We start from the raw sequence: 26,455 nt of genomic DNA on the forward strand, positions 1-26,455 counted from the left end.
GAGTCAAGTATAATATGAGCGCAAATAATAATCGACTCCGTACATGGACTGAGCAGAGAATGATTCAAATTCCTCAGCTTTTTTTTCAGTTTTATAAGGAGTTAAATATTGAGGATGATGAGGCACTTATTGTTATGCATTTACTTGCATTCAATATAGAGGGGAATGATTTTCCAACGCCTAATGATCTAATGAATCGTCTAACAATGCCTAGCAATGACATTACTTCACGTCTACAGCGATTAATGCAAAAAGGTTTCCTAGAAATAACAAGCGACGTCGATGCAAGTGGCAAACTATATGAAAAATACTCGGTATACCCACTGTGGGAGCGTATTATGCAGATAATTGAAATGAAGGAACATCAAAAATCCGCAACATCACTTCGACAAGAAGAGGGGGAGGTTTTCCGATTATTTGAAGAGGAAATGGGGCGTCTTTTATCTCCTTTAGAGCTAGAAAAAATCGGATTTTGGTTAGATGAGGATAAGCACAGTCCGGCGCTTATTAAGGAGGCGCTTAAGGAGGCTGTGTTTGCTGGCAAGCTAAGTATTCGTTATATAGATCGAATATTACTGGAGTGGAAAAAGAAAAATATTTCGACACCACAGGCTGCACAGAAGCAAAGCGAGCAGTTCCGTGAAAAACAAACATTTAACCGACCGCCAGTCCGAACAGTGCAGCAAGAAACGCAGTCGACAAATAAAGTACCATTTTATAATTGGTTAGAAGAAAGAGAATAGGGGGCTTCCAACATGTTAACAAAAAAACAATGGGAGCATTGTCTAGCGGAAATGGATCGTATGTTTCCTGATGCACATTGTGAGTTAGTACATGACAATCCGTTTGAACTAACTATTGCCACGTTATTATCGGCACAGTGTACAGATGTACTTGTAAACAAAGTAACGAAAACATTGTTTCAAAAATATAAAAAGCCGGAAGATTACTTAGCTGTATCTTTAGAAGAGCTGCAACAGGACATTCGCTCCATTGGTTTGTATCGAAATAAGGCAAAGAATATTCAAGCATTATGTCAAAGGCTATTAGAGGAATACGAGGGAGAAATACCTGCAAGTCGAGAAGCGCTAGTCACATTGCCTGGAGTTGGTCGTAAGACGGCTAATGTCGTGTTGTCTGTTGCTTTTGAAATTCCTGCCCTTGCAGTGGATACACATGTAGAGCGCGTCTCTAAACGATTAGGGCTATGTCGCTGGAAGGATTCAGTGCTTGAAGTCGAAGAAACAATTATGAAAAAAACACCGATGGACAAGTGGTCGAAAACACATCATCAACTAATTTTCTTCGGTCGTTATCATTGTAAAGCTCAAAACCCTAACTGTCACACTTGCCCTTTACTTAATGACTGTAGAGAAGGGCAAAAGCGTTTAAAGAAAGGGTTGGTGAAGGAAGCGTGAATGTAGAGGCACTTGAAAAGGAAAAAGTAGATGCCTGGTTTGCAGAGTGGGTGGAACTCGAAGGCAAAATTCATGCAGCTCATGATGCAAGAAATGGTGAAGCAAAAGGATTGATGGACATGGCCATTCTATTGTTTGAACGCTTAGTGCAAGAAGTAGGGGATGAAGTGTTGCCTATTAACGGTGTCGAACGATTAACCTTTATAAAAGCAAAGCCTGGCCAATATGCCTGTTATCGTCAGCTCGATGAATTATTTAAGGAAACAAAAAAACGAGCAGCACGGCTACGCTTGCAGGCTGCAAAAAAGTAATACAACAAATAAACACAGAAATATAAAAAGAGGCTGGTACATAACTGGTCAAAACCTTAAAAGCGCGAGAAATCAATTAATGTTGAATTTCTCGCGCTTTTCTGTGGTCAAAGTGTTGAGCCATTTCCACAGTCTATCGCTACGTTTTCGCGCAAAAAAAGTAACTTTTGAAGTTTCAAATTATCACTAGCCATGCCAAAGAAACATTCTATGTGATGTGGTTGATTGGAGTGGAGGCTGGGCGACTCCTTGGGGATTAGCAATAGGGGAACGAAGGCTAAAACCATCACGTACTGTGATAACGCCTTCGTGACCAACATCGGTGCTGCTGCCGCTTCGCTTTCGCGCAAAAAACATCTGTTGGCCCGAGACCCTGGAGCGAAGCGGCTCATCGGACGCCCCCAGGAAGCTTTGCTCTGTGCGAAAGCGAAGCGTCAGCGACAAAGCGCCCAGGCCGGAACGGAAATCAACCTCTCGTTTTGCCGAAGAGTCATACTTTATTATGACACTTTGACTTATAGACATATAGTTTTCCAACAACAAAAAAGCAGAGTAGCGTTATGCTACTCTGCTTTTTTTTATTCAGTACTACCGGTACCATCATCCGGTGCGGTTGGTTCAGTTGGCGTTGTTGGTGGCTTACTACCATTATTGTTGCCATTGTTACCTGGGGGGGTACCGTTATTTCCTGTATTACCGTTGTTACCATTCCCACCAGCGTTACCATTCCCACCAGTGTTACCATTCCCACCAGTGTTAGCATTGCCATTATCATTACCATTGTTGCTGTTATTGCCATTGTTACCATTTCCGTTACCATTGTGGTTACCGTTGTCCCCGTTGTTGCCATTTTGATCAGGTGCTGTTGGCTCCTCAACATCAGGTTGATCCGGAGTATCTGGCTCTTTATCTTTATCTTTATCTTCTTCATCAGTCGTACCGGTTACTTGGAAGGTAGCTGTACCTGGTTTACTGCGTGTACCATCAACAACTGCTACGACAGAAATCGTGTAATTGCCATCTTCCAGTTGTTTGCTACTAACTGTTAAGCCTTTTTTATCCGTTTTACCAAGAGAAATAGTCTCTCCACCTTCTCGTTTAGCAGATACCTCGAAGGTAGTTGGTAGTGGTTCATCTGTTTCCGGATTAAGCATGGCATCATGCTCCCAAGAAATATTGATAGATTGACCTTCTATATCAAGGCTTGCACTTACATTGTAAGGTGTAGATAGTTCTGGCACTGCGTATTCATTTGAAACTTCCTTAGGCTCTGTACCACGTACAAATAGCTCTGTTTGACGTTTCTCACTTGGAGTGAAATTACTTGCTAATTTAAGTGGCTTTGTGCCTACTTCAATTGTAGCTTCCACAACTGAGTTTGGTTTTTTGAAACGTGGTGTTTCAACGTTCGCCGAAATCTCTTTCATAATTTGTTTAAATAAATGTTGTGGTAAACGACGTTCATCCCAAGTTGTAATAGGATCAAAGTGTCCTTCATAACCACTCCAAATAGCGATTGAATAGTTTGTAGTGTACCCAGCAAACCATGAATCCGGTACACTTGTATCCGGTAAATTATGCTTGCTAAAATCAGCAGCTGCGTAGTTTGTTGTACCTGTTTTACCTGCGATATCTAATCCAGGTACATTTGCTGCAGTACCTGATGCATCAGGCTTATTGCCGACAACGTCACGTAACATATCAGTCACCATATAAGCTGTATAATCACTCATTGCTACATTTGGCTCTGGTGTGTAGTCTTTTGTTGTTTTACCGTCACGGTAAACGATTTTTGTAATTGCATAAGGATCAGTGTAAACACCGTTATTCCCAAATGCTGCAAAGGAAGCTGCCATTTGAGTAGGAGACATTGTAATATCCCCACCACCAATTGCATCTGATTCCATAACGCTTTCAGTATTAATACCTAAACGACTAGCAAAATCTTTAGCTTTATCAGGACCGACTTCTTTAAATGCTTTAACAGCCGGAACGTTGCGTGAAGCATACAAAGCTTTACGTGCTGTTATTGCACCCATATATTTATTATCCCAGTTCCTGATCGTTTGTTTTCCTCCTGAGTAGGTCATAGGTTCATCTACAATTGTTTGACCAGTTGACCATTTTAAATTTTCAACTGCTGGTCCATAATCTAGTAATGGCTTCATAGTTGAACCTGGTTGATGTTTTAAGTCATATGCATAGTTCCAACCGCGTTCAGTCCCATAATTGCGTCCGCCACCGATTGCTTGAATTTGACCAGTTTTCGTATCAATGACTGACACACCCGATTGAATCTCTTTTGTTGGGAAGTTACTGTCATCGTTCATAATGTTTTCAACAATTTGTTGTGCTTTTGGATCAAGTGTTGTATATACTTTAATTCCTTCAGCCATTGCACTACCATCACCGTTTTGCTCTAGCTCATTTATAACGACATCAAGGAAGGCATCGTATTTAGAGCCAGAAAATTTTTGACGTGTTGCATCGTCAGCTAGGCCAGCTTGAACGTCTACTTTCTTAGCTTCTTCCATCTGAGCTTTTGTAATTTTACCATGTTGATACATTAATCCTAGAACTGTATTACGACGTTTTTCTGCAAGTTCAGGATTTTTCAATGGATTGTAAGCATTTGGACGTTGTACTAAACCTGCAAGTAATGCTTCTTCATCTAAAGTTAAATCTTTTAGTTCTTTACCATAGAAATATTGGGCTGCTGTACCGAAGCCATAAACACGACCTGACATCAGCATTTTGTTAAAGTACATTTCAAAAATTTCTTCTTTTGTATATTTACGTTCTAATTGGAAGGAAAGCCAAGCTTCCTGTGCCTTACGTTTTAATTTTTTTTCATTTTGTAAAAATGAGTTTTTAACAACTTGTTGTGTTAATGTCGAAGCCCCTTGTGCCCCGAAGCCATCACGGAAGTTAGCGAGTATTGCACCACCAAGGCGATAAAAATCCATACCACCGTGTTCGAAAAAGCGTACATCTTCCGTTGCAAGGATCGCGTTAATCATATCCTGTGGTATATCTTCATATTTTACATATTTACGGTTTTCTGCACCAATCGTTGCAAATAAATCACCGTTTTTATCATAGAATTCTGAGGAAACTGGGTCCTTCAGTAAGTTCTCATCTAGTTCAGGTGCGCTACTTGCATAATAGGCGAATAACCCCGCACCTCCAATAAAACATGCAGCTATAACAGCTACTATTGTTAATGTAATGCGCTTAAACCATTTTTTCTTCGATGGTTTCGGAGCGCTTTTTTTATTTTTTTGAGCGAGAGCCTTTTGATGCTCACCGCGTGTCGGACGACGTTCAGTCATTCTACTATCTCCTCACTTTCAGAACCATGGCTTTTTGCTTCAATTAGCTTTTGGACAATCGGTAAATAATCGATCCGTGGATAATAGCTTGTAGGAATTTCAAAAGCTTCCTTTTCTATAGTTGAAAAGGGAATCGATTTACGTTCACCGTTTTCCATCGCTAGCCAGGCCTTTTGTAAAACATCGTATGGCACGATAAAATATCGTTCAAAAGCTGAGAAACGAACGATAATAAAAGCCACACCATTTTGTTCCGTCACTTGCTGCATATGTGTCATTTGATGTACGTGAATATTCTTTAGTGGAAAACTGGTCTTTGAAGCAGTTTCCTTTGCATCAAAATCAATATAATGCCCATTCCAAACACCATTGTAATCTGTTGTCGACGGTGTCCGGAAATAAGCCTCACGAATAACTGCAGCACTTCGTGATGGGTACTCTACTTTGACGATTTGCACGGGAACAGGTTTCTTATGAATGATAGCAAGTCGCCTTTTTACATAATAATCGTTTGCTTCATTAATTTCATCTTCTAGTGTTTTCCCTCGATTACTAAAAGAAAAATCCTTGTCCTTTCCCTTTTTGGCTGTTTTTTGAACAGTTGGATTAGGGGAATATAATTTCCCATTCGGATAACGAATTGTCACGTAGTTCACCCTCTATAATACTGCTATTATACAATAGTTTACCATGATTAAGTAGCAGTTCTCCACTTCTATTAATAGTATGATTGATGCTAGATTAACTATGGTTTAAATTACCATTAAATAACTGATCTTTGGGCAATTTTCGCCTCTTAAAGTCGAAAAATATCATGTGATATAACCCGCGAATCGTCAAATTAACTGATGAAATTTCCAAACGAATTTATAGAAAAAACTGGTCTCTACGTTAGTTTCTATACTTGATAGACGATTTTGAAGACTACGAAAATAGACTAGTTCAATTAAATTTTATCGAAATACTTCTTCTTTCAGCTAACTTACGCTTATTTTGTCACGCATGAAGGTAATTTTATACATGCGAGGAATACATAAATTAAAGCAAAGGAGGCGTTATTTTGAACAAGTTAAAACAATTAGTTGCGCAGTTGGATCTGGTCAATCAATTACTGTTAACGAGAGTGTCTTTGGAAAACAACGCACAGAGCATGAATTTTTTTATGCAGCTCAAATCTGTTAGCCAGAAAGTAAGCTTAGCAGAAAAGAACTGGCAAGTAAAGAATGCTTGTTCGCCTATTAGTAGTGAAAAATGATAGACTTTGGTACACTTAACTCATATGCAATATAAATAACCCAATATGAGTATTTTTCATACATTATCTACCACGATGAGTGGTGTACCTTGAATAGGACTCATCACCAAAAGCTAGGGATGTCATTTTCTTGAAAGATATGCCATTTATATGGGCTGATTGGTGTGAAGACTGGGTAACGCTCTAGTCACTGGTGAGGCCAGAGAACGAGTCAGTGGTGGGGACAAAGGCTAAAAGCATTACGTCCTGTGCTAACTCTTTTGTGGTCAACATTGTACGCTGTCGTTGCACTTTCGCACAGTCGAAACGGAAATGCATCTCAAGTTAAGGTGATGAGCCAAGCTTTAAAACATCATTGGTAGTAAAATTACTCATATAATATAAATTATTTTGTAGACTAAGATAGAACGAATTTTAAAATAGTAGGTTCGCTGCTTTCATGTAAATGCAGATGAATCTTCATTTTAAGGATGGTTACCTAAATAAGATAAAATTTTAAGGTTCATCACCAAAAGTTGTGTTGAAACGTGTGACATGTAATAGGTTAAGGCTTGAAGGACCTCAGTTGTTGCTGTCGCTCCGCTTTCGCACAGAAGAACCCCCTTTGTTGCTGTCGCTCCGCTTTCGCACAGAAGAACCCCCTTTGTTGCTGTCGCTCCGCTTTCGCACAGAAGAACCCCTTTTGTTCCTAAGCGACTTATTGGACGCCTTCAGGAAAGTGCGCAGTCGGAACGGAGTCAACCCTACTTTATGGTGATGAACCTTCATTAATGAGATGAGGTGCGAAATTGTTGTTAATGCAGCAAACTTCCCAATTGATAGATGAATGTGAAAAATGTGTTTCACGCTTTTGGAAAATGCGTGAGGAGAATCGTACTCCTGACTTTTTTGTGGAGGTTAAGCCACACGCTGATGTCATTCACCAGCTTTTAAAGGAATGGCAGCAGGAGGCGAATGAGTGGATTCAAAAAAATAAGCCAAAATATATGCATACACAGCAAATTGCTTCAGCAGTGGAATCGATGGAGCAATTTGTTGTGCAATCCTTTTTTAAAGAAACAAGTAAAAAGCGTTTTTTAGATGCGATTCATTCAACCTCTTATACGTTAAAAATTTTTGAAAGGCTAGTGAAGGAGAGAGAAACAGATGTTATCGAAAAAAAGGACCATTAGTGAACTATTAAACGAGTGGAGATATGATGAGGAGTTAAAGGAACGTATTTTACACTGGCAAACGCTTGAAGGGCGTGAAGCTAAATATGCACCTTTTCCAGAGAATTTACATCCTTCACTTGTAAAGGCTCTCCGTACAAGAGGGATAGAACAACTGTATACCCATCAACGCCAGGCGTTTGATTACGCGATGGAGGGTGTTTCCTTTACTGCCGTTACACCAACAGCGTCTGGAAAATCATATTGCTACCATTTACCGGTACTACAAAAAATATTAGAAGATAAAAATTCACGCGCGATTTATTTATTTCCAACGAAAGCTTTAGCGCAGGATCAGAAAAATGACCTAAATGAACTAATCGAACAAAGCGGTGAGGAAATTTTAAGCTATACGTACGATGGGGATACCGCGCCTGGCATTCGCCAAAAGGTTCGTAAGGCAGGGCATATTGTGATGACAAATCCTGATATGCTTCATTCGGGGATTTTGCCACATCATACGAAATGGGTTTCGCTATTTGAAAATTTACAGTATATCGTCATTGATGAGTTGCATACATATAAAGGTGTGTTTGGCTCGCATGTTGCGCACGTTATTCGAAGATTAAAGCGTATTTGTGAGTTTTATGGCAGTAAGCCGATTTTCATTTGTACATCAGCAACCATTAAAAATCCAAAAGAGTTAGCAGAAGCTTTAACGAATGAAAGCCATGCCTTAATCAGCGATTCTGGAGCGCCAGTTGGGAAAAAGACATTTCTTTTTTATAATCCACCTATCGTCCATAAAACATTTGGCGTGCGTCGAAGTGCTGTTTTAGAGGTGAGCGATCTCGCGAAAAGATTATATACAGCAGGTATTCAAACCATTATTTTTGCTAAAAGTCGTGTGCGAGTAGAAATGATTGTAACGTATTTAAAGGAGCTTACACGCAATAAGCTTTTAGATGAATCGGTGCGAGGTTATCGGGGTGGTTATTTACCATCTGAGCGACGTGTTATTGAACGAGGGCTTCGTGATGGTACTATTCAAACTGTGGTTAGTACAAATGCGCTGGAATTAGGCGTTGATATTGGCCAATTACAAGCTTGTATCATGACAGGATACCCGGGAAATATCGCTAGTGCTTGGCAGCAAGCTGGTCGTGCTGGCCGTCGTCAGGACGAGGCGCTAATCATTTATGTAGCACAATCGGCAGCACTTGACCAGTACGTAGTGAACCATCCACTTTTTTTACTTGGCAGTGCACCAGAGGAAGCGCGTATTTATCCTGAAAATATGTTGATTTTAATGGATCATTTGAAATGTGCAGCGTTTGAGCTACCATTTTCCGTACATGATACGTATGGTGAATATGAGATTCAGGAGTTACTGGAATATTTATCGGAAGAAGGCGTTGTTTTTAAAACGAGTGAGAAGTGGCATTGGATGAGTGACCGTTTCCCGGCACATGACATTAGTCTTCGTTCTGCTTCACAAGAAAATGTTGTGATCATTGATATGACTGTTGCTGCACAAACAAAAGTTATCGGTGAAATGGATCGCCATAGTGCGATGACATTGCTACATGAAGAGGCTATTTATTTGCATCAGGGCATTCAATTTCAAGTCGAAAAGCTAGATTGGGAAGAAAAGAAAGCCTTTGTACGAGAAGTAGATGTCGATTACTATACTGACGCTAATTTAGCGGTCGAGATGAAGGTGCTAGAGGAAGATCGGAGCCGAGATTATCAGGGTGGAGTTATTGGCTTCGGAGATGTTGGCTTAGTCGCGCAGGCAACGATATTTAAAAAAATTCGCTTTGGTACACACGATAATATTGGTTCTGGCCCTATTCATTTACCACCAGATGAAATGCACACAAGCTCTTCGTGGCTATCATTCTCTGCGCTAGAAAAATGGTCGGAGGCGGAGCTAACAGATGCTATGACAGGAGTTGCATATGCGATGAATGCGTTCATACCTTTGTTTATTCAATGTGATAGTAGTGATGTAGCAGTTGTTCCACAGGTAAAGGCAACTCATAATGAGCAACCGACGTTTTTTGTTTATGATAAGTATCCTGGTGGTATTGGTCTAAGTGAAAAAGTTTATGAACTGTGGGAAGAGCTATTATCGAGAACACAGCACCATGTAGTGAGCTGTGCTTGTGAGTCTGGCTGTCCATCTTGTATTGGGGCTCAAGATAGCTTGCAGCAGGGGAAGAAAAAAGTAATAGAGCTGCTTCAAATTTTAAATTAGAGTACAAAGAGGGTTTGATAGGGAAAAGTCTAATACTATTCCTTTAAGCCCTCTTCTTTCATGCGTATAAGTTTACGGTTGCTCTATTTGTAGCGAAAAATATACTCTCGATTATCAGAAAAAGATTTCAATTATTATATAAGGTGTGTTGATTAACTTTATCCACTAAATCCACCCGTACTCTACGACGAAAGTAAAGCGACAAGAGCACTTGTCCAGCCCTTCTGAAAATCGCCTCCTTTTTGTGCAATGGCTAAAAGTTGCACTATGATTACTATAGGTTATACTTGTGGTAAAAACTCAAAATAGTTTACAGCAAGCGAAGAAAAACGTACTACAAGTTTTAGCAATTTTACATGCAGAAAATGAGTGAAGTAAATGTCTTACGAAAATAAAATTTTACAAATGAAAAAAATGCTCGGTAAAAAAACGACAACAACTATAAAAAAAGAGGAAAAACCTGCTTATCAAAAACCTATTGCTCCAAGCTATACTGTGCAGTGGAAAAAGGCGGGCCTGACAGTTGTAGAAAATGATTTCGGTATTGTTTTTAAACGACAAGTGCGTTATCCTTTTAGTTTTCAACATGGTCATTATAAGTTGCAGTCATATTTTGATGCATTAGTAAAATGGCAAGAGGCAAAGTTCGAACATCCATATGCGTTAGAAATGAATGAAAAGGTATTGTTTTTTGATACAGAAACTACTGGCTTAAAGGGTGTAGGTACACAAATTTTTCTTCTGGGCTTTTTAGAAGTGTCAAAAGAAGATGGAAGCTTTATTTTAACTCAATATATTCTAGCCGATCCCGCACATGAGACCGCGTTACTTTTTGAATCAAAGCTTTGGCAAAAAACAGCAACGGTTATTACCTACAATGGAAAAAGCTTTGACTGGCCGCAACTTGAAACACGTTGGACACTCCACCAAAAAGAATTACCTAAATTGCGTACACAGCGGCAAATTGATTTGTTGCATAGTTCAAAGCGTTTATGGAAAAATGATATGGAACGAATGAAATTAAAATCTGTGGAAGAAGAGAAGCTTGGTTTTTCACGCATTGGAGATATACCTGGATATCTTGCACCAATTATTTATTTAGATGCAATCAAAAGCGGTGTTCCAGATGCGCTTATGAAAGTCCTTCTTCATAATGAATGGGATTTACTTTCACTGATTACGCTTTATGTCCATTCTACAAATTTGCTATTTGAAGAGACAAGCGAAGAATCGGCAAAAACGTTTACAAATATCGGGAAATGGTATGCTGATTTAAAAGAGGGTTCACAAAGCGTAAAAGTTTTGGAAAAGGTAACGACCCAATTTGATGCACTTGAAGCAGGCAATGCACAATATTATTTAGCAATCCAGCATAAAAGAAATAAAAAGTTTAGTGAAGCAATCGATGCATTTGTGGCTGCTCTCCATTTCGTTGATCTACGAAAAAAGTTGCATGTATTAGAACAGCTCGCTATGATATATGAGCATCAAATGAAAGATTATGATCAGGCCATTTATTATACGCAAGAGGGCATAAAATTAATTAAGAATGAGCAATGGAGAGTAGAACAAAAGCAGAAATGGGAAATTTCGTGGGAAAAGAGGTTACTCAGGTTAGGAAATAAGAAATAATTTCCCAGGTAAACGCAAGAAACGACAAGTTTAGCCTTACATTTGATGTTTTCAGACGATATAATGTGATGAAGTATGCTATAATGTAACGCATGTAGTGTGAGGAAGGGCGATGTGAATGGATATTAAATTAACGTCAAAAATGATCCTTGAAAAGGAATTTAAGAAAAATTTTAAAGGCTACAATGTAGAAGAAGTCGATTCATTTCTTGATGAGATAATACAAGACTATGAAGCGTTTGAAAAAGTGGTGGCCCAACTTCGTGAAGAAAATAAACAGTTAAAAGAAGAAATTGATAATACTCCTAAGAGACAACCTGTCGCATCGGCTACTGGTACGACAAACTTTGATATTTTAAAACGTCTTTCGAATTTAGAGAAACACGTATTCGGAAGTAAGTTGTACGAATAATTTTTTGTCAAATATATTGTATTTATCATAAAACTCTAGTATAATCTTTTTATCATCATGAAATTCTGGTAATCGCTGCGGCGCTAGACGTCGTAGAGGAAAGTCCATGCTCGCACGGTTCTGAGATGACCGTAGTGTTCGTGCTTACTGAAAAAATAAGGTAAGGCAGCTGTAAAGGCTGACGGCGGAAGGAAAACCTAAGTCTTAATGATATGGTTGAAACTTCCTGAAAGTGCCACAGTGACGTAGCTTGCTTGGAAACATGCAAGGTGGAACGAGGTAAACCCCACGAGTGAGAAACCCAAATTATGGTAGGGGCACTCTCTTGAAGGAATTGAACGGATAGAGGGACAGAGTTCGCTCTGTAGATAGATGATTACTACCCGGCCGTACGAGGCGATAGCTGTTTGAGTACTCGGGAACAAAACATGGCTTATGGAATTTTTTGATGCTTATTTATGAAATGACAAGCGCTCTCCAATTTGGTGGAGAGCTTTTCTTTTGAATAAAGTAAGAAAAAGTTACTTGTTAATCATGTCTAGGCATGCGCGATATACGTTTGAGAATAAGGCTGTACACTGTTGGTCATGCCTCTGTCGCTACGATTCGAAACATAAACATCTAATAAACTGTTATCGCAACGATGTACATATTGTCTACATACGAGTAGACTGGCGCAAAAGCGCTTTTCTAAAAAATGAGGGTAGTAAAGAGAGATAGGATGGAGCAGAAACATGAACGGTGTGAACGATAGTCTGGAGAAGCTAAATTCGATTTCCAAATATCCTACTGCATTAATGACAAAAATCTTCGAAAATGTATCGGAAGGCATCATGATTACGGATAAAGAGAAAAGAATAGAATTGGTCAATCCTGCATTTGAATTTGTTACCGGCTATAAGCGTAATGAAGTGATTGGAAAAACGCCAGCCGTTCTACAGTCAGGTGTTCATGAATTGCAATTCTATTTAGATATGTGGCAAAAGATACGACAAGAAGGCAATTGGCAGGGGGAAATATGGAATCGCCGTAAAACCGGAGACGTATATCCAGAATGGTTAACAATTGTTGGTGTAGCCAATGATGAGGGAGAAATTACAAATTACTGTGGTATTTTCTCAGATTTGTCTGAAAGAAAAATAGTAGAAAATGAACTAGAAAAGCGTTTATTAACTGACTCATTAACGGAAGTATCAAATCGATTTGCATATATTGAAAGAATGGATAATCTATTAGAATCAACTTCTACTATTTCTCATTCAGTACAGCATGCAGTCTATTTTTTAGATTTAGATCGATTTAAGCAAATTAATGATACGTTAGGTCATGCAGTCGGAGATACCATTCTAGTCGAAGTGGCGAAACGCTTAAAAACATTGTTAAAAAATAAAGATATCATTGCTAGATATGGCGGTGACGAATTTATTATTACGTTAACAAACGTGAAGAATGCTAAAGAAGCCGCAAATTTTGCTGAACAAATTATTGGGATTATTGAACAGCCTTTGGATATTAATGGTCAAGATATTTTTATTTCTACGAGTATTGGTATCAGTATGTATCCATTAGATGGTGAAGCAACGGAGCAATTGATTCATTGCGCTGACAAGGCAATGACTTATTCAAAAAAGAATGGGCTTAACGACTATGCGTTTTATTTTGATGAATTGAAGACTGACTCTCAGCGTGTTTTATTATTAGATTCAGAACTACGAAGAGCCATCGAAAACCGAGAATTTGAGCTGCATTTCCAACCTAAAATATCTATGGAAAATGAAGAGATTCAAGGATTAGAGGCACTTGTTCGTTGGAATAGTGAAAGATTAGGATTTGTCTCTCCAGCAGAATTTATTCCTTATGCAGAGGAAACAGGATTAATCATTCCTTTAAGTGAAGTGATCATAGAAAAAGCTTGTGAGGCAGTTATAGAGATGCGTCAAGGTGGCTACAAAACGCCAGTTGCTATTAATATTTCAAGCATTCACTTTAAGCAACAAAACTTTTTAGACTCTGTTCAGTCAATATTAGAGCGTTATAACACACCTGCTAACAATTTTGAAATCGAAGTTACAGAACGTACTGTGATGAACAGTGCCAATGAAACGGTTAGCAAGCTTGTGCAACTGAAGAAAATGGGCTTTAAAATTTCTATTGATGATTTTGGGACAGGTTATTCGTCTCTTAGTTATTTAGTTCGCTTCCCCCTTGATTATTTAAAAATCGATCGCAGCTTCATTCAGCATATTGGCTCACTCGATGAAAAACAGGCAGTAGTGGATGCGATAATTCAAATGTCGCATCGCCTAAAAATGAAAGTTGTTGCTGAAGGTGTAGAACAAGCACAACAAGTGGATATACTACGTAAAATGAACTGTGATATAATTCAAGGTTATTATTACAGCAAACCGTTGCCACTTCACGAACTTATTGAGTTTATGGAGTATTGGGAAATTGAACATCAAGGAAGGAATTAGTGTATGGCAAACTATAAATTAGTAGCAACTGCTGCAATGGGATTAGAGTCGATTGTAGCACAAGAGGTACAGGCATTAGGTTATGAAACAACAGTCGATAACGGTAAAGTGTATTTTGAAGGTGACGAGACGGCCATTGCACGAACAAACTTATGGCTACGTGTAGCTGACCGAGTAAAAATCGTTGTAGGACAGTTTCCTGCTAAATCTTTTGAACAGTTATTTGAAAGTGTAAAAGCTCTACCTTGGGAAAAATACTTACCAGTTGATGCGGCTTTCCCAGTATCGGGGAAATCTGTTAAATCCAAATTATTTAGTGTACCCGATTGTCAGGCAATTACTAAAAAAGCAATTGTAGAGCGCATGAAACAACATTATAAGCGTTTAGGATTTTTAGATGAATCTGGTGCAACTTATAAAATTGAAGTTTCAATTTTAAAAGATGTGGCTACACTTACTATTGATACTTCGGGTGCGGGCTTGCATAAGCGTGGTTATCGTCAAGCACAGGGCGAAGCACCATTAAAAGAAACATTAGCAGCGGCACTTGTACAAATTTCAAAGTGGAATCCGAATCGACCATTTGTTGATCCATTCTGCGGTTCAGGTACAATTGCATTAGAAGCAGCAATGTTTGGACAAAATATTGCACCGGGCTATAATCGTGAATTTATATCAGAGAATTGGCCATGGATGAAGGCAAAAATTTGGGATGCAGTGCGAGATGAAGCGGATAGCTTAGCGAACTATGATCAGCCATTAGAAATTATCGGGTCTGATATAGATCATCGTATGGTGAGTATTGCACAAGAAAATGCACTAGAAGCAGGTTTTGGTGATATGATGACGTTCAAGCAAATGCAAGCACGTGATTTTACAACACTGCTAACAGATGGTGTTATGATTGGTAATCCACCATATGGAGAGCGTATTGGCGACATCGAAGTCGTGGAACAGGTAATTCGTGATTTAGGAAAAGTTATGAAAAACTATCCGACTTGGTCTGTATACATGTTGTCTTCAATGAAAAACTTTGAGGAATTGTACGGTCGTCAATCGACGAAGAAGCGTAAATTATTCAATGGCTTTATTGAAACGAATTATTACCAGTTCTGGGGACAAAAGTCTAAAAGAGATTAACAAACGGTAACGGAAGATAAGAATTTTTCTTATCTTCCGTTTCGTCGCGTATAATAGGAACAGATAGTTAGAGGGGGAACGTCAATTGCGTAAATCTTTACCATTTGTATTAACGAAGGACCGCTCATTTTTTGAGTCATTAGGTGACTGGATGGGGGACGTCCTTTACGATGAATTACCTGAAAAGGGCTTTGAATGCCGTGATGAACAAATTTTTATGGCATATCAAATTGAGCAGGCCTTAAAAGAGAAAAACGTGCTTTTTGCAGAGGCAGGTGTAGGGACTGGGAAAACAATTGCCTATTTACTACCTGCAGTATCTTATGCACGCTATACTGGAAAACCAGCTCTGATCGCATGTGCTGATGAAACCTTAATCGATCAGCTAGTAAAAGAGGGCGGCGATATTTATAAGCTACAAAAAACGTTAGGTCTTGAAATTGATGTTCGCTTAGCAAAGTCACGAGACCAATATTTATGTTTAAAGCGTTTTGAGGAAGCTGAAAAAGTAGTGTCCGATGAATGGATCGACGATATTGCGTTTTCTATACCTGATGGAGTATATGCACAAGGCTCGATGATTGCTATACAACCTTATGGTGAACGTAGTGATTATCCAACTGTCAGTGATGAAGATTGGCAAAAAGTAAACTACAACTCGATTATGCAGTGTTCAGTATGTGACCTACGTAATCGATGTGGTCAAACATTACATCGTGCACATTATCGTAAATCGGCGGATCTCATTATTTGTTCACAAGATTTTTTAATGGAGCATTTAGCTACAAAGGATTCTCGTGAACGTGAAGGGCAATTAGCTTTATTACCTGAAGTGTCAATGATGGTGCTAGATGAAGGCCATTTATTAGAATATGCCGCACAAAAAGCAATGACGTATAAAGTACAGGCGACAACAATTGTTACATTGTTAGAGCGTTTAATGGTAGATGGTGTGCGAGAACGTACATTATATGCGATGGAAAAATTACAAGATGACCATGAGTTATTTTTTGACCAGCTACGAGATGATCTAGTAGCTTCTGAAGAAGAGCGTAAACGTATTAATAAATCGCCAAATTTATTGAAATACGGTAAACAACTTATTGCTGATGTTGAAACATTACTCGAGGAACTTGTCTTTGAATCTGAAATGTATATGATTCCAGAGTATGAATTAAATATGGCAGAGGAGTATTTAGAACAATACGAGGCATCCTTACGTATTTTCATAGCGCAGGGAGATGCAGTCGATTGGTTAGAGGAAACTGATGGAGAGGAAACGCTCGTAATTATGCCGCGTCTCATCACAGAAGTTTTAGAAGAAAAATTATTCTCTAAAAAACTTCCAATAATATTCTCTTCAGCAACTTTATCAGTCAACAAAGATTTCTCCTATATTGCTTATAGCTTAGGAATTCGCGATTATCAATCGTTTTCTGTTCCATCTCCATTCGATTATGAAGAAGTTATGCGAATTTATTTACATGAGCTATCTCAAAAGGGGAAAACGGCGCGTGTTCAACAGCTATTACGTGACGGTGAAAAAACATTAATTTTGTTTAAATCAAAACAAGCAATGTTAGATTTCAAAGCAGAGTTACCTCTTATGGAACGGATGTATGTAGCGTTTGAGGGGGACCGTGAACTATCAGGAATTGTTCGTGATTTCCAAGAAGGCACCATCAAAACATTATGCTCCTATCATTTATGGGAAGGTCTAGATTTGCCGGAGGAGGCATTAACACGAGTTATTATTTATGATTTGCCTTTCCCACCACATGATCCATTATTTGATGCGAAACGTACATTTGCAGAAAATCCATATGAAGAAGTGGAATTACCGTTTATGCAACTTCGTTTACAGCAAGGAATGGGGCGTTTAATTCGTACTTCAAACGACCATGGAGATATTCATATCTTGTTAAATGAAGAAGAAGCAAAGCAACGTGAAACATTTGAAAATATATTAGCCGTTACACCAGAAATAAAGTAGAAAAAAGCGAGTTTGCATCTGTTGCAATCTCGCTTTTTTATATATTAATATAATATTTTTATCGTGAGATAATGATGAGATTGAAAAAAAGTGTTGAATATTTCTCTTTTAAGCTATATAGTTCTTTGTAATGTAACGAAAATTATTAAAATAAATTATTTTTTATATTGAAAATAATTTTGCAAAAGGTTTATAATGATGACAAGAAATTTCAAGAATAATCAACGTTAATTTTTGATTATTCTATGATAGGGGGTTTGAGCCTGTCGAACATTCAATCGCTGTGCCAAAAATTTACGAGCTTATCTGCAACAGATGTAGAAAAGTTAATAGAAATAGAAGCTACATTATCGTATTATGCTGAGTTGACAGATTGTTATATGTTCATAGATTGCATGCTGGAAAACTTACCACATGCAATTGTTGTGGCAGAAGCTTTCCCAAAAACAGAAAGAGGCTTATACGAAAAATCTGTAATTGGCAAATTTGTCTTTGAAAGCTTCGAGCCAGCAGTATTTGCTGCTTTTAAAAATAAAGAAAAATCATCAATTACTAGAGCAATCACACAGGAAGGTATAACGGTTGAACAAAACGTTGTCCCTCTCTTTAATAACCACCAACAGGTTATTGCAGTGTTAATCCAGGAAAAAAAGGTGGAAATGCAAACAACACCTAAAGATGATTTTCGTCATATGCCTTTTGCATTAATTGAGCATATTGTAGAGCCAAATTCTCAACCGATTCCAGTAGTTTCTGATTTGCTAGTTGAATCAATTATTCTCACAAATCATGAAAATAAAGTGATCTATAGCAATCCTGCAGGTTACCGATTTATATCGGAACTAACAGGGCTAGAACGTTTTGACAACGTTGCATTGAATAAGATTTTACCTTTTTTACAGGAGGTCTATGATAAAGGCGATGATGTCTTTTTCTTAGAAATTACGATTGATCGTAAATCCTTTATTGTAAAGAAAATTCCTATTCGTGATCAAAACGATAGAGTGACACTCCTCATTATTCATGATCTTACAGAGCTTAAGCTAAAAGAAAATGAACTAATGATGAAAACATTTGCTATACGAGAAATTCACCACCGAGTGAAAAATAATTTACAGACAGTTACAAGTCTATTGCGCTTGCAAATGCGAAATGACTTGTCAGCTTCAAGTGCAAGTGCTTTTCAAGAGGCGTTAAATCGAATATATAGTATTTCATCAGTTTATGAACTTATTTTAGAAAATGAGGATAACGCTGAAGAGAAAGTAGACGTTATCGCGTTGGCTAAAAAAATTGGACATAAAATGGTTGGGACATCCAACACACCATCTATTCAGTTGACTTTTCATGATGATAATGTACAGTTATTTTGTCATTCTAAAAAAGCTGTTTCGCTCGCGTTAATCATTTGTGAGCTACTGCAAAATGCACTGAAATATGCTTTTACTGGTCGTGAGGAGGGTACAATCAATATTCAATTTCAACAGGATGCTTCCACTATTTCACTTTATATTTCTGACAATGGCGTTGGAATGCAAGAGGTGAAGGCATCATTTGGAATGGAGATTATTACAAGGCTTGTTGAATATGATTTAGCTGGCACATTTTCAATTATCCCTAGTGAACAAGGTACACATACTCAAATTCAGTTCCCTGTAAGTGAGGAGGTATTTATCCTAAATGACTAGGAAAGTTATGATTGTCGAAGATGAGTCACTTATTGCCATTGATTTGAAGTTTATGCTAGAAGATAACGGCTACGAAGTGGTAGCACAAGCGAATAATGGAGAATCGGCAATTGAGTTGGCTTTTACACATAAGCCACAGTTAATCTTAATGGACATTAAAATGCCAAAGCTAGATGGTTTGAAGGCAAGCAAAATTATTGAACAGCAGCTCGGTATACCGGTGCTATTTATATCAGCTTATAGTGAAAAAGAATTGTTACTGTATATGAAGCAGGACAATATTTTAGGCTATGTTATGAAACCGTTTTCTGAGAGGAATGTCCTTCCGGCGTTGGAAGTGGCATTTCACCAGATTGATAAGTTCAACCGTCTAAACGGGGAATTGCTGCATAAACAAACAGAATTAGAAAAGCGAAAAATAATCGAACGAGCAAAAGGTTTGCTAATGCAGTCAGAGAACCTTAGCGAGGACGAAGCTTATAAAAAAATTCGCAATGAGAGTATGCAGACTCAACAGGAAATGGCGCTTATTGCAAGGCGCATTATCAATACATTACAAGTAAATAGTTAAAGCAAAGACGCTTTAAAGAGAATTCCTCTTTAATGCGTCTTTTTTTATCTTCATTCAGAGATGTTTTCTGTGGCGAAAACAAAGCGCCAGCCACAAGTGTTTTCTGTGCGAAAGCGCAGCGACAGCAACAATTACGCCAAGGCGAAATTGATAAATAGAAAAATTAAAGGGGGGATGAGTAGGATGGCAATGGTAGGAACGGTGATCGTTTATATTATTATGACCTGTGCAGTTTTAGGGGCAATCGGAGCAATTCGAGATGCTGAATATGGAATCGGGAAAGAGTTTATGAATGGTATTCATACGGTTGGACATATTTTTGTACCTGCTGCAGGGATCATGGCTGCTATACCTTACTTAACGTGGTTTATAAGTCATTTTATTAGTCCGATTTTTGAATTGATTGGTGCAGATCCAGCAATTGCAGCAACGACAATTTTAGCCTCGGACATGGGAGGATACCAATTAGCGAATGCGTTAAAAGAGTCTTATGAAGGATGGGTTATGGCTCTAGTTGTCGGATTTATGTCAGGCGCAACAATCGTGTTCTCTATTCCGATGGGACTTGCCATGTTAGATAAGCGTGATCATAAATATATGGCTTTAGGTATTATGGCAGGTGTTTTAACAATTCCGATTGGAGCATTTATTTCTTCCATCATGATTGTGACGTTTAATACAGATGTTCGTGAAGTGATTAGTACAACAGCTGCACCAACATACGTGTTTGCCATTTCTGTTTTACAAATATTAATTAATTTATTGCCTTTATTTATTTTCGTAGTGTTAATTGCGCTAGGTCTTAAACTAATTCCGAATGGCATGATCAAAGGTTTCATGATTTTTGGACGCGTGATGGATGCTGCTATCAAGCTTGTGCTAGTGTTCTCGATTGTAGAAATATTCACAGGTGTTTTCACCAAAATTTTTGGTGCGTGGGGCTTTGATCCGATCATGGCAGATGAAATCGATCAATTCCGGGCATTAGAAACAGCAGGGTATATCGGTATTATGTTATCGGGTGCATTCCCAATGGTGTACTTAATAAGAAAATATGCATCGAAACCTCTAGAAGCAGTAGGTGGAAAATTAGGCTTATCATCAGTAGGAAGCGCAGGTCTTTTAGCGACGATTGCCAATATTTTAGCCATGTTTACACTCGTTCGACATATGCCGCCGAAAGATAAGGTTATTAACATTGCCTTTGGTGTTTGTTCAGCATTCCTACTAGGAGATCATTTATCGTTTACGGCTAATTTCCAGCCGACAATTATTTTACCTGTTATTACTGGTAAGTTTTTAGCGGGTGTGATCGCTATTATTTTAGCCTATAAATTATCTGTTCCAACAGCTCTAAGGCTAGAACAAGAGGATCGCAAGGCAGGCATTATTAAAGAAGGTGAATATTTAACAGATAAAAATCTTGAAAGGAGTGATGATGTGTGAGTGAAGAAAAGAAACGCTTTATTCAGGAGTTTGTGCCAGGAAAGCAACTAACATTGAGTCATCTAATAGCAAATCCTGATCCTGAGATGTTTCAAAAGCTCGGCATTCAAGAAGCCGGTGCACTAGGCATCATGACTTGTACACCGAGTGAAACAGTTATTATCGCAGGAGATTTAGCAACAAAGGCAGCCAATGTAAGACTAGGATTTTTAGATCGCTTTACTGGCAGTCTCGTTATTGTTGGTAGTGTTTCCGAGGTTGAAATGGCGATGTTAGAGATTAATCGTTTTCTATCAGAGATGCTAGGCTATACGCCATCAAAAATAACCAAGTCATAGGATGTGCTGTATGAAAAATCGAGTAATGATCATAGGTGGTGTGCAAGCAGGTAAGTCGACACTGATGAATGCGTTATTGGGGAAAGATAGACAAGCCAATAAAACACAGGCGCTCGTTTATGATGACTGGATAGTTGATACACCCGGAGAATATATAGAAAATCCGATGTATTACAGAAACATTATGGCGACATCGCTTGAAGTGACACATGTGATTTATTTGCAGGATGCCACCTCATCAAAGAGTGTTTTTCCTCCGCAATTTAGCTTAGGAATTCCCAAAATACAAATTGGTGTCATTACAAAAATTGATGCACCCCTTGCAGATGTAGAAAGAGCAGTATCGCTATTACAAAATGTCATGACGCATGGTCCTATTGTGAAAACCTCTTCGTGGCAAAAGCTAGGTATTAAATTTATTGCACCACTTATACAGCTCAGTACTGAGGAAGAAATTCGTCAATTTGTGAAGGATCGTGATAGTCCTTATCTCATGTATTGCCCGTAGTGGCGAGAGGGGAGAGTAAATTGAAGACAGAAAAAATTTATAGTGCAGGCATTGATATTGGTACAAGTACAACAAAGATGGTTGTCAGTAGTTTTCTGTTGAAAAACGTTGCAGGTGTAACGCATGTGCCACGCATAGAAATTATTGAAAAAACGATTTTGCATCAAAGTCCAATTATTAGAACACCGTTTATCAATAAAGAAATTATCGACATGGAAAAAATCGAGCAATTTATTTTTCAGCAATATCAATTGGCTCACATTTCACCGGCAGATATTTCAACAGGTGCCATTATCATAACAGGCGAATCTGCCACAAAGGAAAATGCCAGCGAGGTTGTTCATGCGATTGCAGATACAGCCGGGCACTTTTTAGTTGCTACTGCTGGACCTGATTTGGAAGGGATAATTGCGGCAAAAGGCGCAGGTACATTACAGCAATCTAAAAATACTGCCAAAGTTATCGCTAACATCGATATCGGTGGTGGTACAGCAAATATTGCGGTAATGCAATTCGGAGAAGTAATGGGTACGTGTACATTGCATGTCGGTGGAAGACTTATAGAATTTCAGAATGGCATTGTTCAATCGATTTCACCACCCATTATGAAACTAATGGAGAAATGGTCAAAGCCATTAACGGTTGGTGATTCAGCAGAAGATGTACGTGTCATACAACTAATACAAGAAATGGCGGATATAGTAGCGATGACGCTAAGCGGACAATTAACAGAAGAACAGCATCCTTTATTGCTAGGACATTTGCCAACTTGGGATAAACCAATTGATGCAATCGTTTTTTCCGGTGGGGTAGCTGCCTGTATTTATGAAAATGAATGTATAAATCGACAGTATGATGATATCGGTGAAAAATTGGCAAAAAAGCTTTTACAGCATGAACAGCTACAATCCTTTTTATGGTTAAAACCAGAGGAAACAGCGAGGGCAACAGTGACTGGTGCGGGTACGCAAACAACTGAGATTAGTGGTGCAACGATTCAGGTAGATGCGGAAGTATTGCCTTTGAAAAATGTGCCTGTTTTCAATTGCCATATGGATACGCACAGCAAAGAATTCGACTATGCGGTGAAAACAGCTGTTGCACGAGCTGAGGCTCTCTTTTCTATACAGGAGAATCGTTCTCCGTTTGCACTTTATTTTAGTCATTTACCCTATTTAAGCTTCCAGGATGTCCATATATTATGTGAGGCCATTTTGAAGCACTTAGCTATGAGAAGCTCCAAGGAAATACCAATTATCATAGTCATTCAATCAGATTATGCAAAGGTTATTGGGCAAACGATACGAGCAATCAATCAAACAGTTCCCATCATTTGCATCGATCAAATCAAAGTAGAAACAGGTGATTATATTGACATTGGGGAAGTACTACCATCTGGTGTTGTCCCAGTCGTTGTAAAAACACTTGCTTTCCATTCAAAGTAAGGAGGATGAATGTGAATCTATCGGTGATATTTGGTGGAGAAAAATATAATTTTAATTCATTAAAAGATGTAATGGCTAAGGCCAATGAAGAAAAATCAGGAGATCAGCTAGCTGGAATCGCGGCTGAATCTGTACAGCAACGAATTGCGGCAAAGGCCGTTCTCAGTGAGCTGTTAGTGAAGGATATAAGAGAAAATCCATTAGTTCCTTCTGAAAATGATGAAGTATCACGCATTATTGAAGGTGATATCAATGAGCAAATTTATGGAGAAATTAAAAACTGGAGTATCGAGCAACTAAGAGAATATATTTTATCCAACGAAACAGGCGACCGGGAATTAAAACGCTTAAGCAAGGGCATGAATTCAGAAATTATTGCGGCCGTTACTAAGCTAATGTCTAACTTAGATCTCGTCCATGCTGCCAATAAAGTAGAAATACTGTCAACTTGTAATATTACGATCGGACAAAAGGGCACACTTTCCTCAAGATTACAGCCGAATCATCCAACAGACAATATTGACGGGATTATTGCCTCATTAAAAGAAGGATTGTCCTATGGTATTGGCGATGCAGTCATTGGAATTAACCCAGTAGATGACTCAGTTGAAAGTGTGAAAAAAGTATTGCAAGCCACAAAGGAATTTATCAATGATTGGTCGATTCCTACACAAAACTGTGTGTTAGCACATATTACAACACAAATGAAAGCTATTAAACAAGGGGCACCAGCCGATATGATTTTCCAAAGTATTGCTGGAACGGAAATTGCCAATCGCTCGTTCGGCATTTCTGCTGACTTAATAAGAGAAGCAGAAGAGCTTGTGAAAAAGCAAGGAACAGGAACAGGTCCGAACTTATTCTATTTTGAAACTGGACAAGGTTCGGAGCTATCTGCTGAGGCACATAGGGGTATTGACCAAGTAACACTTGAATCGCGCAATTACGGCTTTGCTAGACATTTTAATCCGTATATTGTGAACACGGTTGTTGGCTTTATTGGACCCGAGTATTTATACAATAACAAACAGGTTATACGTGCAGGACTAGAAGATCACTTTATGGGCAAAATGCACGGCATCCCAATGGGCGTTGATATTTGTTACACGAACCATATTAAGGCAGACCAAAATGATGTTGAAGATTTAAGTGTTTTACTAACAGCAGCTGGTGTCAATTTTATTATCGCTGCACCTATGGGCGACGATATCATGCTGAATTATCAGTCCATGAGCTTCCATGATGTCGCTACATTACTTCAAACATTTGGTAAAAAACCAGCACCTGAATATCTAGCGTGGTTAGAAAAAATGGGCATTTATGAAAATGGTCGTCTATCTGCAAGAGCTGGCGATTTATCTATATTTGAAAGGTAGGTGAGTCAATTGAATGACCAACTAGTATCGATGATTACTCAGCTCGTAATGGAAAAGATGGGCAATAATGCGTTAGACAAATCTTCTCATGACATAGAAGTGCTAACAGAAGACCAAAAGGAACCACTTATTAAGTTTCACGATACAGTAGCTAATGCTAAGTATGCTGATGAAGTAGCAAGTCCGAGCGTAACAGAACAATCTAATGAACCACTAATTAGACTTTATCATACTGAATCAAGTAATCATGAACAATCATATTACAGTGCAAGTAATGATGAATCGACTTACACTTCAGTACCTATCACAGCTTTTAAATTTGAAGAGGATGAAGTGTCTGAAAGTGTTCAAGCTGCAAAAAAGCATACACCAGCAAGAATAGGTGTTGGCAGAGCTGGAACAAGACCTAAAACAAAAACTTGGCTAAAGTTCCGACTCGATCATGCGGCAGCAGTAGATGCAGTATATGGAGAAGTGACAGAAGGGCTACTACAAAAGCTCGATGTCTTTCAAGTAACATCAAGAGTGACAGATAAGGAAGAATACATTACTAGACCGGATTTAGGTCGTCGTTTATCAGATGAAGCAAAGACACTTATTCAATCGAAGTGTAGAAAAAACCCAAAGGTACAAATCATTATTTCTAACGGATTAAGTGCAAGTGCGATTGAAGAAAATGTGCAAGATGTTTACTTAGCGTTACAGCAAAGTCTTAGTAATTTAAATATTGAAATAGGAACTACTTTCTATATTGATAAAGGGCGTGTTGCTCTTATGGATGAAATTGGCGAGCTTTTACAAGCAGAAGTAATCGTTTATTTAATAGGTGAGCGTCCAGGACTTGTATCTGCTGAGTCAATGAGTGCCTATATATGCTATCAACCTAGAATGGGCACTGTAGAAGCAGATCGAATGGTCGTTTCGAATATTCATAAAGGTGGTATCCCGCCATTAGAGGCAGGTGCATATTTAGGAACAGTCGTTCAAAAAATATTGCATTACAAGGCAAGTGGAGTAGGTCTTGTGGCAAAAGAAAGTTAGGGGGCCAAACAATGAATCCTCAAAAAATTATGGCAGAAATTTTGGCAATGCAAATCATTCCAAGAGTGAATAATGAATTAGCAGAGCAATTAGATTTAAAGCCATATCACAATAGCATTGGACTCGTAACTCTAACAATAGATGATGTTGGATATGTAGCGCTGGACGAGGCTACGAAAAAAGCAGATGTTGATGTTGTTTATGCAAAAAGCTTCTATGCTGGAGCGGCACACGCATCTGGGCCATTATCTGGTGAGGTCATTGGCATCATTGCTGGTAGCTCGCCTGATGAAATACGCAGTGGTTTCGATGCGATTCAGCAGAAAATCCAGTTTGATACGTATTTTGAAGCCATTCTTCAAAATGAAAGCCACGCTCTTTTTGCACATACTGTAGCGAGCTGTGGTACGTATTTGGCAGAGCTAGCAAACGTAAAGGTTGGAACAGCCCTTGCATATTTAATTGCACCGCCACTTGAGGCTGTAGTTGGTTTAGATGCTGCATTAAAAGCGGCAGATGTAGAGTTAAAGGTTTTCTTTGGTCCACCATCTGAAACCAATTTCGGTGGCGGTTTAGTAAGTGGTAGCCAATCTTCCTGCCAAGCTGCTGCTAATGCTTTTAGAGAAGCTATTGAAATTTTAGCGAGAAACCCAGTTGTTTAGAA

At 38.6% G+C, this 26,455-nt stretch carries 22 protein-coding genes and 1 other RNA gene; 21 read left to right on the forward strand and 2 right to left on the reverse strand.

Features of this window, described 5'->3' with window-relative positions:
* Positions 1-14 precede the first annotated feature (14 nt).
* From ACIQ7T_RS04725 to ACIQ7T_RS04735, 3 genes are read left to right on the forward strand one after another with little or no spacing between them, the layout of a single operon-like run.
* Positions 15-743, forward strand: a complete 729-nt coding sequence (locus ACIQ7T_RS04725) for a DnaD domain-containing protein (protein ID WP_402868900.1) — start codon at positions 15-17, stop codon at positions 741-743.
* 12 nt (positions 744-755) lie between these two features.
* Complete coding sequence (gene nth / locus ACIQ7T_RS04730; protein WP_370082216.1) at positions 756-1,418, forward strand: endonuclease III; 663 nt, start codon at positions 756-758, stop codon at positions 1,416-1,418.
* A complete protein-coding gene (locus ACIQ7T_RS04735) occupies positions 1,415-1,729 on the forward strand; it encodes a YpoC family protein (protein WP_370082214.1) in 315 nt (104 codons plus the stop codon). Before nth ends, ACIQ7T_RS04735 begins: the two co-directional genes overlap by 4 nt.
* 578 nt (positions 1,730-2,307) lie before the next feature.
* Here the strand turns inward: ACIQ7T_RS04735 and ACIQ7T_RS04740 are convergent.
* Together ACIQ7T_RS04740 and recU are read right to left on the reverse strand one after the other, a co-directional pair.
* Positions 2,308-5,061, reverse strand: coding sequence for a PBP1A family penicillin-binding protein (locus ACIQ7T_RS04740; protein WP_402868902.1), 2,754 nt, complete (start codon positions 5,059-5,061; stop codon positions 2,308-2,310).
* On the reverse strand, positions 5,058-5,708 hold the full coding sequence (gene recU / locus ACIQ7T_RS04745; protein ID WP_370082210.1) for a Holliday junction resolvase RecU: 651 nt from the start codon (positions 5,706-5,708) through the stop codon (positions 5,058-5,060). The genes ACIQ7T_RS04740 and recU overlap by 4 nt, the downstream gene beginning before the upstream one ends.
* Positions 5,709-6,121: 413 nt before the next feature.
* Between recU and ACIQ7T_RS04750 the strand changes: the two genes are divergently transcribed.
* The 18 genes from ACIQ7T_RS04750 to eutL all read left to right on the forward strand — a co-directional run bounded on the left by ACIQ7T_RS04750 (position 6,122) and on the right by eutL (position 26,453).
* Entirely contained in the window at positions 6,122-6,316 is a 195-nt protein-coding gene (locus ACIQ7T_RS04750; RefSeq protein ID WP_053482465.1) for a hypothetical protein, read from the forward strand.
* 797 nt (positions 6,317-7,113) lie between these two features.
* A complete protein-coding gene (locus tag ACIQ7T_RS04755) occupies positions 7,114-7,488 on the forward strand; it encodes a YppE family protein (protein WP_402868933.1) in 375 nt (124 codons plus the stop codon).
* Entirely contained in the window at positions 7,463-9,727 is a 2,265-nt protein-coding gene (locus tag ACIQ7T_RS04760) for a DEAD/DEAH box helicase (protein ID WP_402868904.1), read from the forward strand. Before ACIQ7T_RS04755 ends, ACIQ7T_RS04760 begins: the two co-directional genes overlap by 26 nt.
* A 378-nt stretch (positions 9,728-10,105) precedes the next feature.
* Positions 10,106-11,359 carry a ribonuclease H-like domain-containing protein gene (locus ACIQ7T_RS04765; RefSeq protein WP_402868906.1) on the forward strand — a complete coding sequence of 418 codons (1,254 nt, stop codon included), beginning with the start codon at positions 10,106-10,108 and terminating at the stop codon, positions 11,357-11,359.
* A 118-nt stretch (positions 11,360-11,477) separates the two neighbouring features.
* Positions 11,478-11,771: a cell division regulator GpsB gene (gpsB, locus tag ACIQ7T_RS04770; protein ID WP_370082204.1), complete on the forward strand. Its 294-nt coding sequence runs from the start codon at positions 11,478-11,480 to the stop codon at positions 11,769-11,771.
* Positions 11,772-11,831: 60 nt separating this feature from the next.
* An RNA gene (gene rnpB, locus ACIQ7T_RS04775) (RNase P RNA component class B) lies at positions 11,832-12,212 on the forward strand.
* Positions 12,213-12,505: 293 nt separating this feature from the next.
* Positions 12,506-14,245: an EAL domain-containing protein gene (locus tag ACIQ7T_RS04780; protein ID WP_370082202.1), complete on the forward strand. Its 1,740-nt coding sequence runs from the start codon at positions 12,506-12,508 to the stop codon at positions 14,243-14,245.
* Between the two features lie 3 nt (positions 14,246-14,248).
* Positions 14,249-15,385 (forward strand): THUMP domain-containing class I SAM-dependent RNA methyltransferase, encoded by a 1,137-nt coding sequence (locus ACIQ7T_RS04785; protein WP_402868909.1) that lies wholly within the window; start codon positions 14,249-14,251, stop codon positions 15,383-15,385.
* Between the two features lie 85 nt (positions 15,386-15,470).
* Positions 15,471-17,378 carry an ATP-dependent DNA helicase gene (locus ACIQ7T_RS04790; protein ID WP_370082198.1) on the forward strand — a complete coding sequence of 636 codons (1,908 nt, stop codon included), beginning with the start codon at positions 15,471-15,473 and terminating at the stop codon, positions 17,376-17,378.
* Between the two features lie 257 nt (positions 17,379-17,635).
* Complete coding sequence (locus ACIQ7T_RS04795; protein WP_370082196.1) at positions 17,636-19,066, forward strand: sensor histidine kinase; 1,431 nt, start codon at positions 17,636-17,638, stop codon at positions 19,064-19,066.
* Positions 19,059-19,637, forward strand: a complete 579-nt coding sequence (locus ACIQ7T_RS04800; RefSeq protein WP_370082194.1) for an ANTAR domain-containing response regulator — start codon at positions 19,059-19,061, stop codon at positions 19,635-19,637. The genes ACIQ7T_RS04795 and ACIQ7T_RS04800 overlap by 8 nt, the downstream gene beginning before the upstream one ends.
* Positions 19,638-19,820: 183 nt before the next feature.
* Positions 19,821-21,083, forward strand: a complete 1,263-nt coding sequence (gene eutH, locus ACIQ7T_RS04805; RefSeq protein ID WP_370082192.1) for an ethanolamine utilization protein EutH — start codon at positions 19,821-19,823, stop codon at positions 21,081-21,083.
* The gene (eutS, locus tag ACIQ7T_RS04810) at positions 21,080-21,421 is read left to right on the forward strand and encodes an ethanolamine utilization microcompartment protein EutS (RefSeq protein ID WP_053482454.1); all 342 of its coding nucleotides are present in this window, start codon (positions 21,080-21,082) and stop codon (positions 21,419-21,421) included. Before eutH ends, eutS begins: the two co-directional genes overlap by 4 nt.
* Before the next feature lie 10 nt (positions 21,422-21,431).
* Positions 21,432-21,929 carry a EutP/PduV family microcompartment system protein gene (locus ACIQ7T_RS04815; protein ID WP_370082190.1) on the forward strand — a complete coding sequence of 166 codons (498 nt, stop codon included), beginning with the start codon at positions 21,432-21,434 and terminating at the stop codon, positions 21,927-21,929.
* A 20-nt stretch (positions 21,930-21,949) separates the two neighbouring features.
* Positions 21,950-23,374 (forward strand): ethanolamine ammonia-lyase reactivating factor EutA, encoded by a 1,425-nt coding sequence (locus ACIQ7T_RS04820; protein WP_370082188.1) that lies wholly within the window; start codon positions 21,950-21,952, stop codon positions 23,372-23,374.
* A 5-nt stretch (positions 23,375-23,379) separates the two neighbouring features.
* Complete coding sequence (locus tag ACIQ7T_RS04825; RefSeq protein WP_402868913.1) at positions 23,380-24,750, forward strand: ethanolamine ammonia-lyase subunit EutB; 1,371 nt, start codon at positions 23,380-23,382, stop codon at positions 24,748-24,750.
* Positions 24,751-24,759: 9 nt separating this feature from the next.
* On the forward strand, positions 24,760-25,791 hold the full coding sequence (gene eutC / locus ACIQ7T_RS04830) for an ethanolamine ammonia-lyase subunit EutC (protein ID WP_370082184.1): 1,032 nt from the start codon (positions 24,760-24,762) through the stop codon (positions 25,789-25,791).
* Positions 25,792-25,802: 11 nt separating this feature from the next.
* Positions 25,803-26,453, forward strand: coding sequence for an ethanolamine utilization microcompartment protein EutL (eutL, locus tag ACIQ7T_RS04835; RefSeq protein WP_370082183.1), 651 nt, complete (start codon positions 25,803-25,805; stop codon positions 26,451-26,453).
* The last annotated feature ends 2 nt before the right edge of the window (positions 26,454-26,455 follow it).

Origin of the sequence: Lysinibacillus sp. NPDC096212 (assembly GCF_044763105.1) — a bacterium.
Taxonomy (GTDB): Bacteria; Bacillota; Bacilli; order Bacillales_A; family Planococcaceae; genus Lysinibacillus.

Coding starts and splice junctions, on each gene's coding strand:
- gpsB (WP_370082204.1), top strand. CDS start 11,478: ATGGATATTAAATTAACGTCAAAAATGATCCTTGAAAAGGAATTTAAG.
- ACIQ7T_RS04725 (WP_402868900.1), top strand. CDS start 15: ATGAGCGCAAATAATAATCGACTCCGTACATGGACTGAGCAGAGAATG.
- ACIQ7T_RS04765 (WP_402868906.1), top strand. CDS start 10,106: ATGTCTTACGAAAATAAAATTTTACAAATGAAAAAAATGCTCGGTAAA.
- ACIQ7T_RS04825 (WP_402868913.1), top strand. CDS start 23,380: ATGAATGTGAATCTATCGGTGATATTTGGTGGAGAAAAATATAATTTT.
- ACIQ7T_RS04800 (WP_370082194.1), top strand. CDS start 19,059: ATGACTAGGAAAGTTATGATTGTCGAAGATGAGTCACTTATTGCCATT.
- ACIQ7T_RS04780 (WP_370082202.1), top strand. CDS start 12,506: ATGAACGGTGTGAACGATAGTCTGGAGAAGCTAAATTCGATTTCCAAA.
- ACIQ7T_RS04785 (WP_402868909.1), top strand. CDS start 14,249: ATGGCAAACTATAAATTAGTAGCAACTGCTGCAATGGGATTAGAGTCG.
- ACIQ7T_RS04755 (WP_402868933.1), top strand. CDS start 7,114: ATGCAGCAAACTTCCCAATTGATAGATGAATGTGAAAAATGTGTTTCA.
- ACIQ7T_RS04740 (WP_402868902.1), bottom strand. CDS start 5,061: ATGACTGAACGTCGTCCGACACGCGGTGAGCATCAAAAGGCTCTCGCT.
- eutH (WP_370082192.1), top strand. CDS start 19,821: ATGGCAATGGTAGGAACGGTGATCGTTTATATTATTATGACCTGTGCA.
- eutL (WP_370082183.1), top strand. CDS start 25,803: ATGAATCCTCAAAAAATTATGGCAGAAATTTTGGCAATGCAAATCATT.
- nth (WP_370082216.1), top strand. CDS start 756: ATGTTAACAAAAAAACAATGGGAGCATTGTCTAGCGGAAATGGATCGT.
- ACIQ7T_RS04815 (WP_370082190.1), top strand. CDS start 21,432: ATGAAAAATCGAGTAATGATCATAGGTGGTGTGCAAGCAGGTAAGTCG.
- ACIQ7T_RS04760 (WP_402868904.1), top strand. CDS start 7,463: ATGTTATCGAAAAAAAGGACCATTAGTGAACTATTAAACGAGTGGAGA.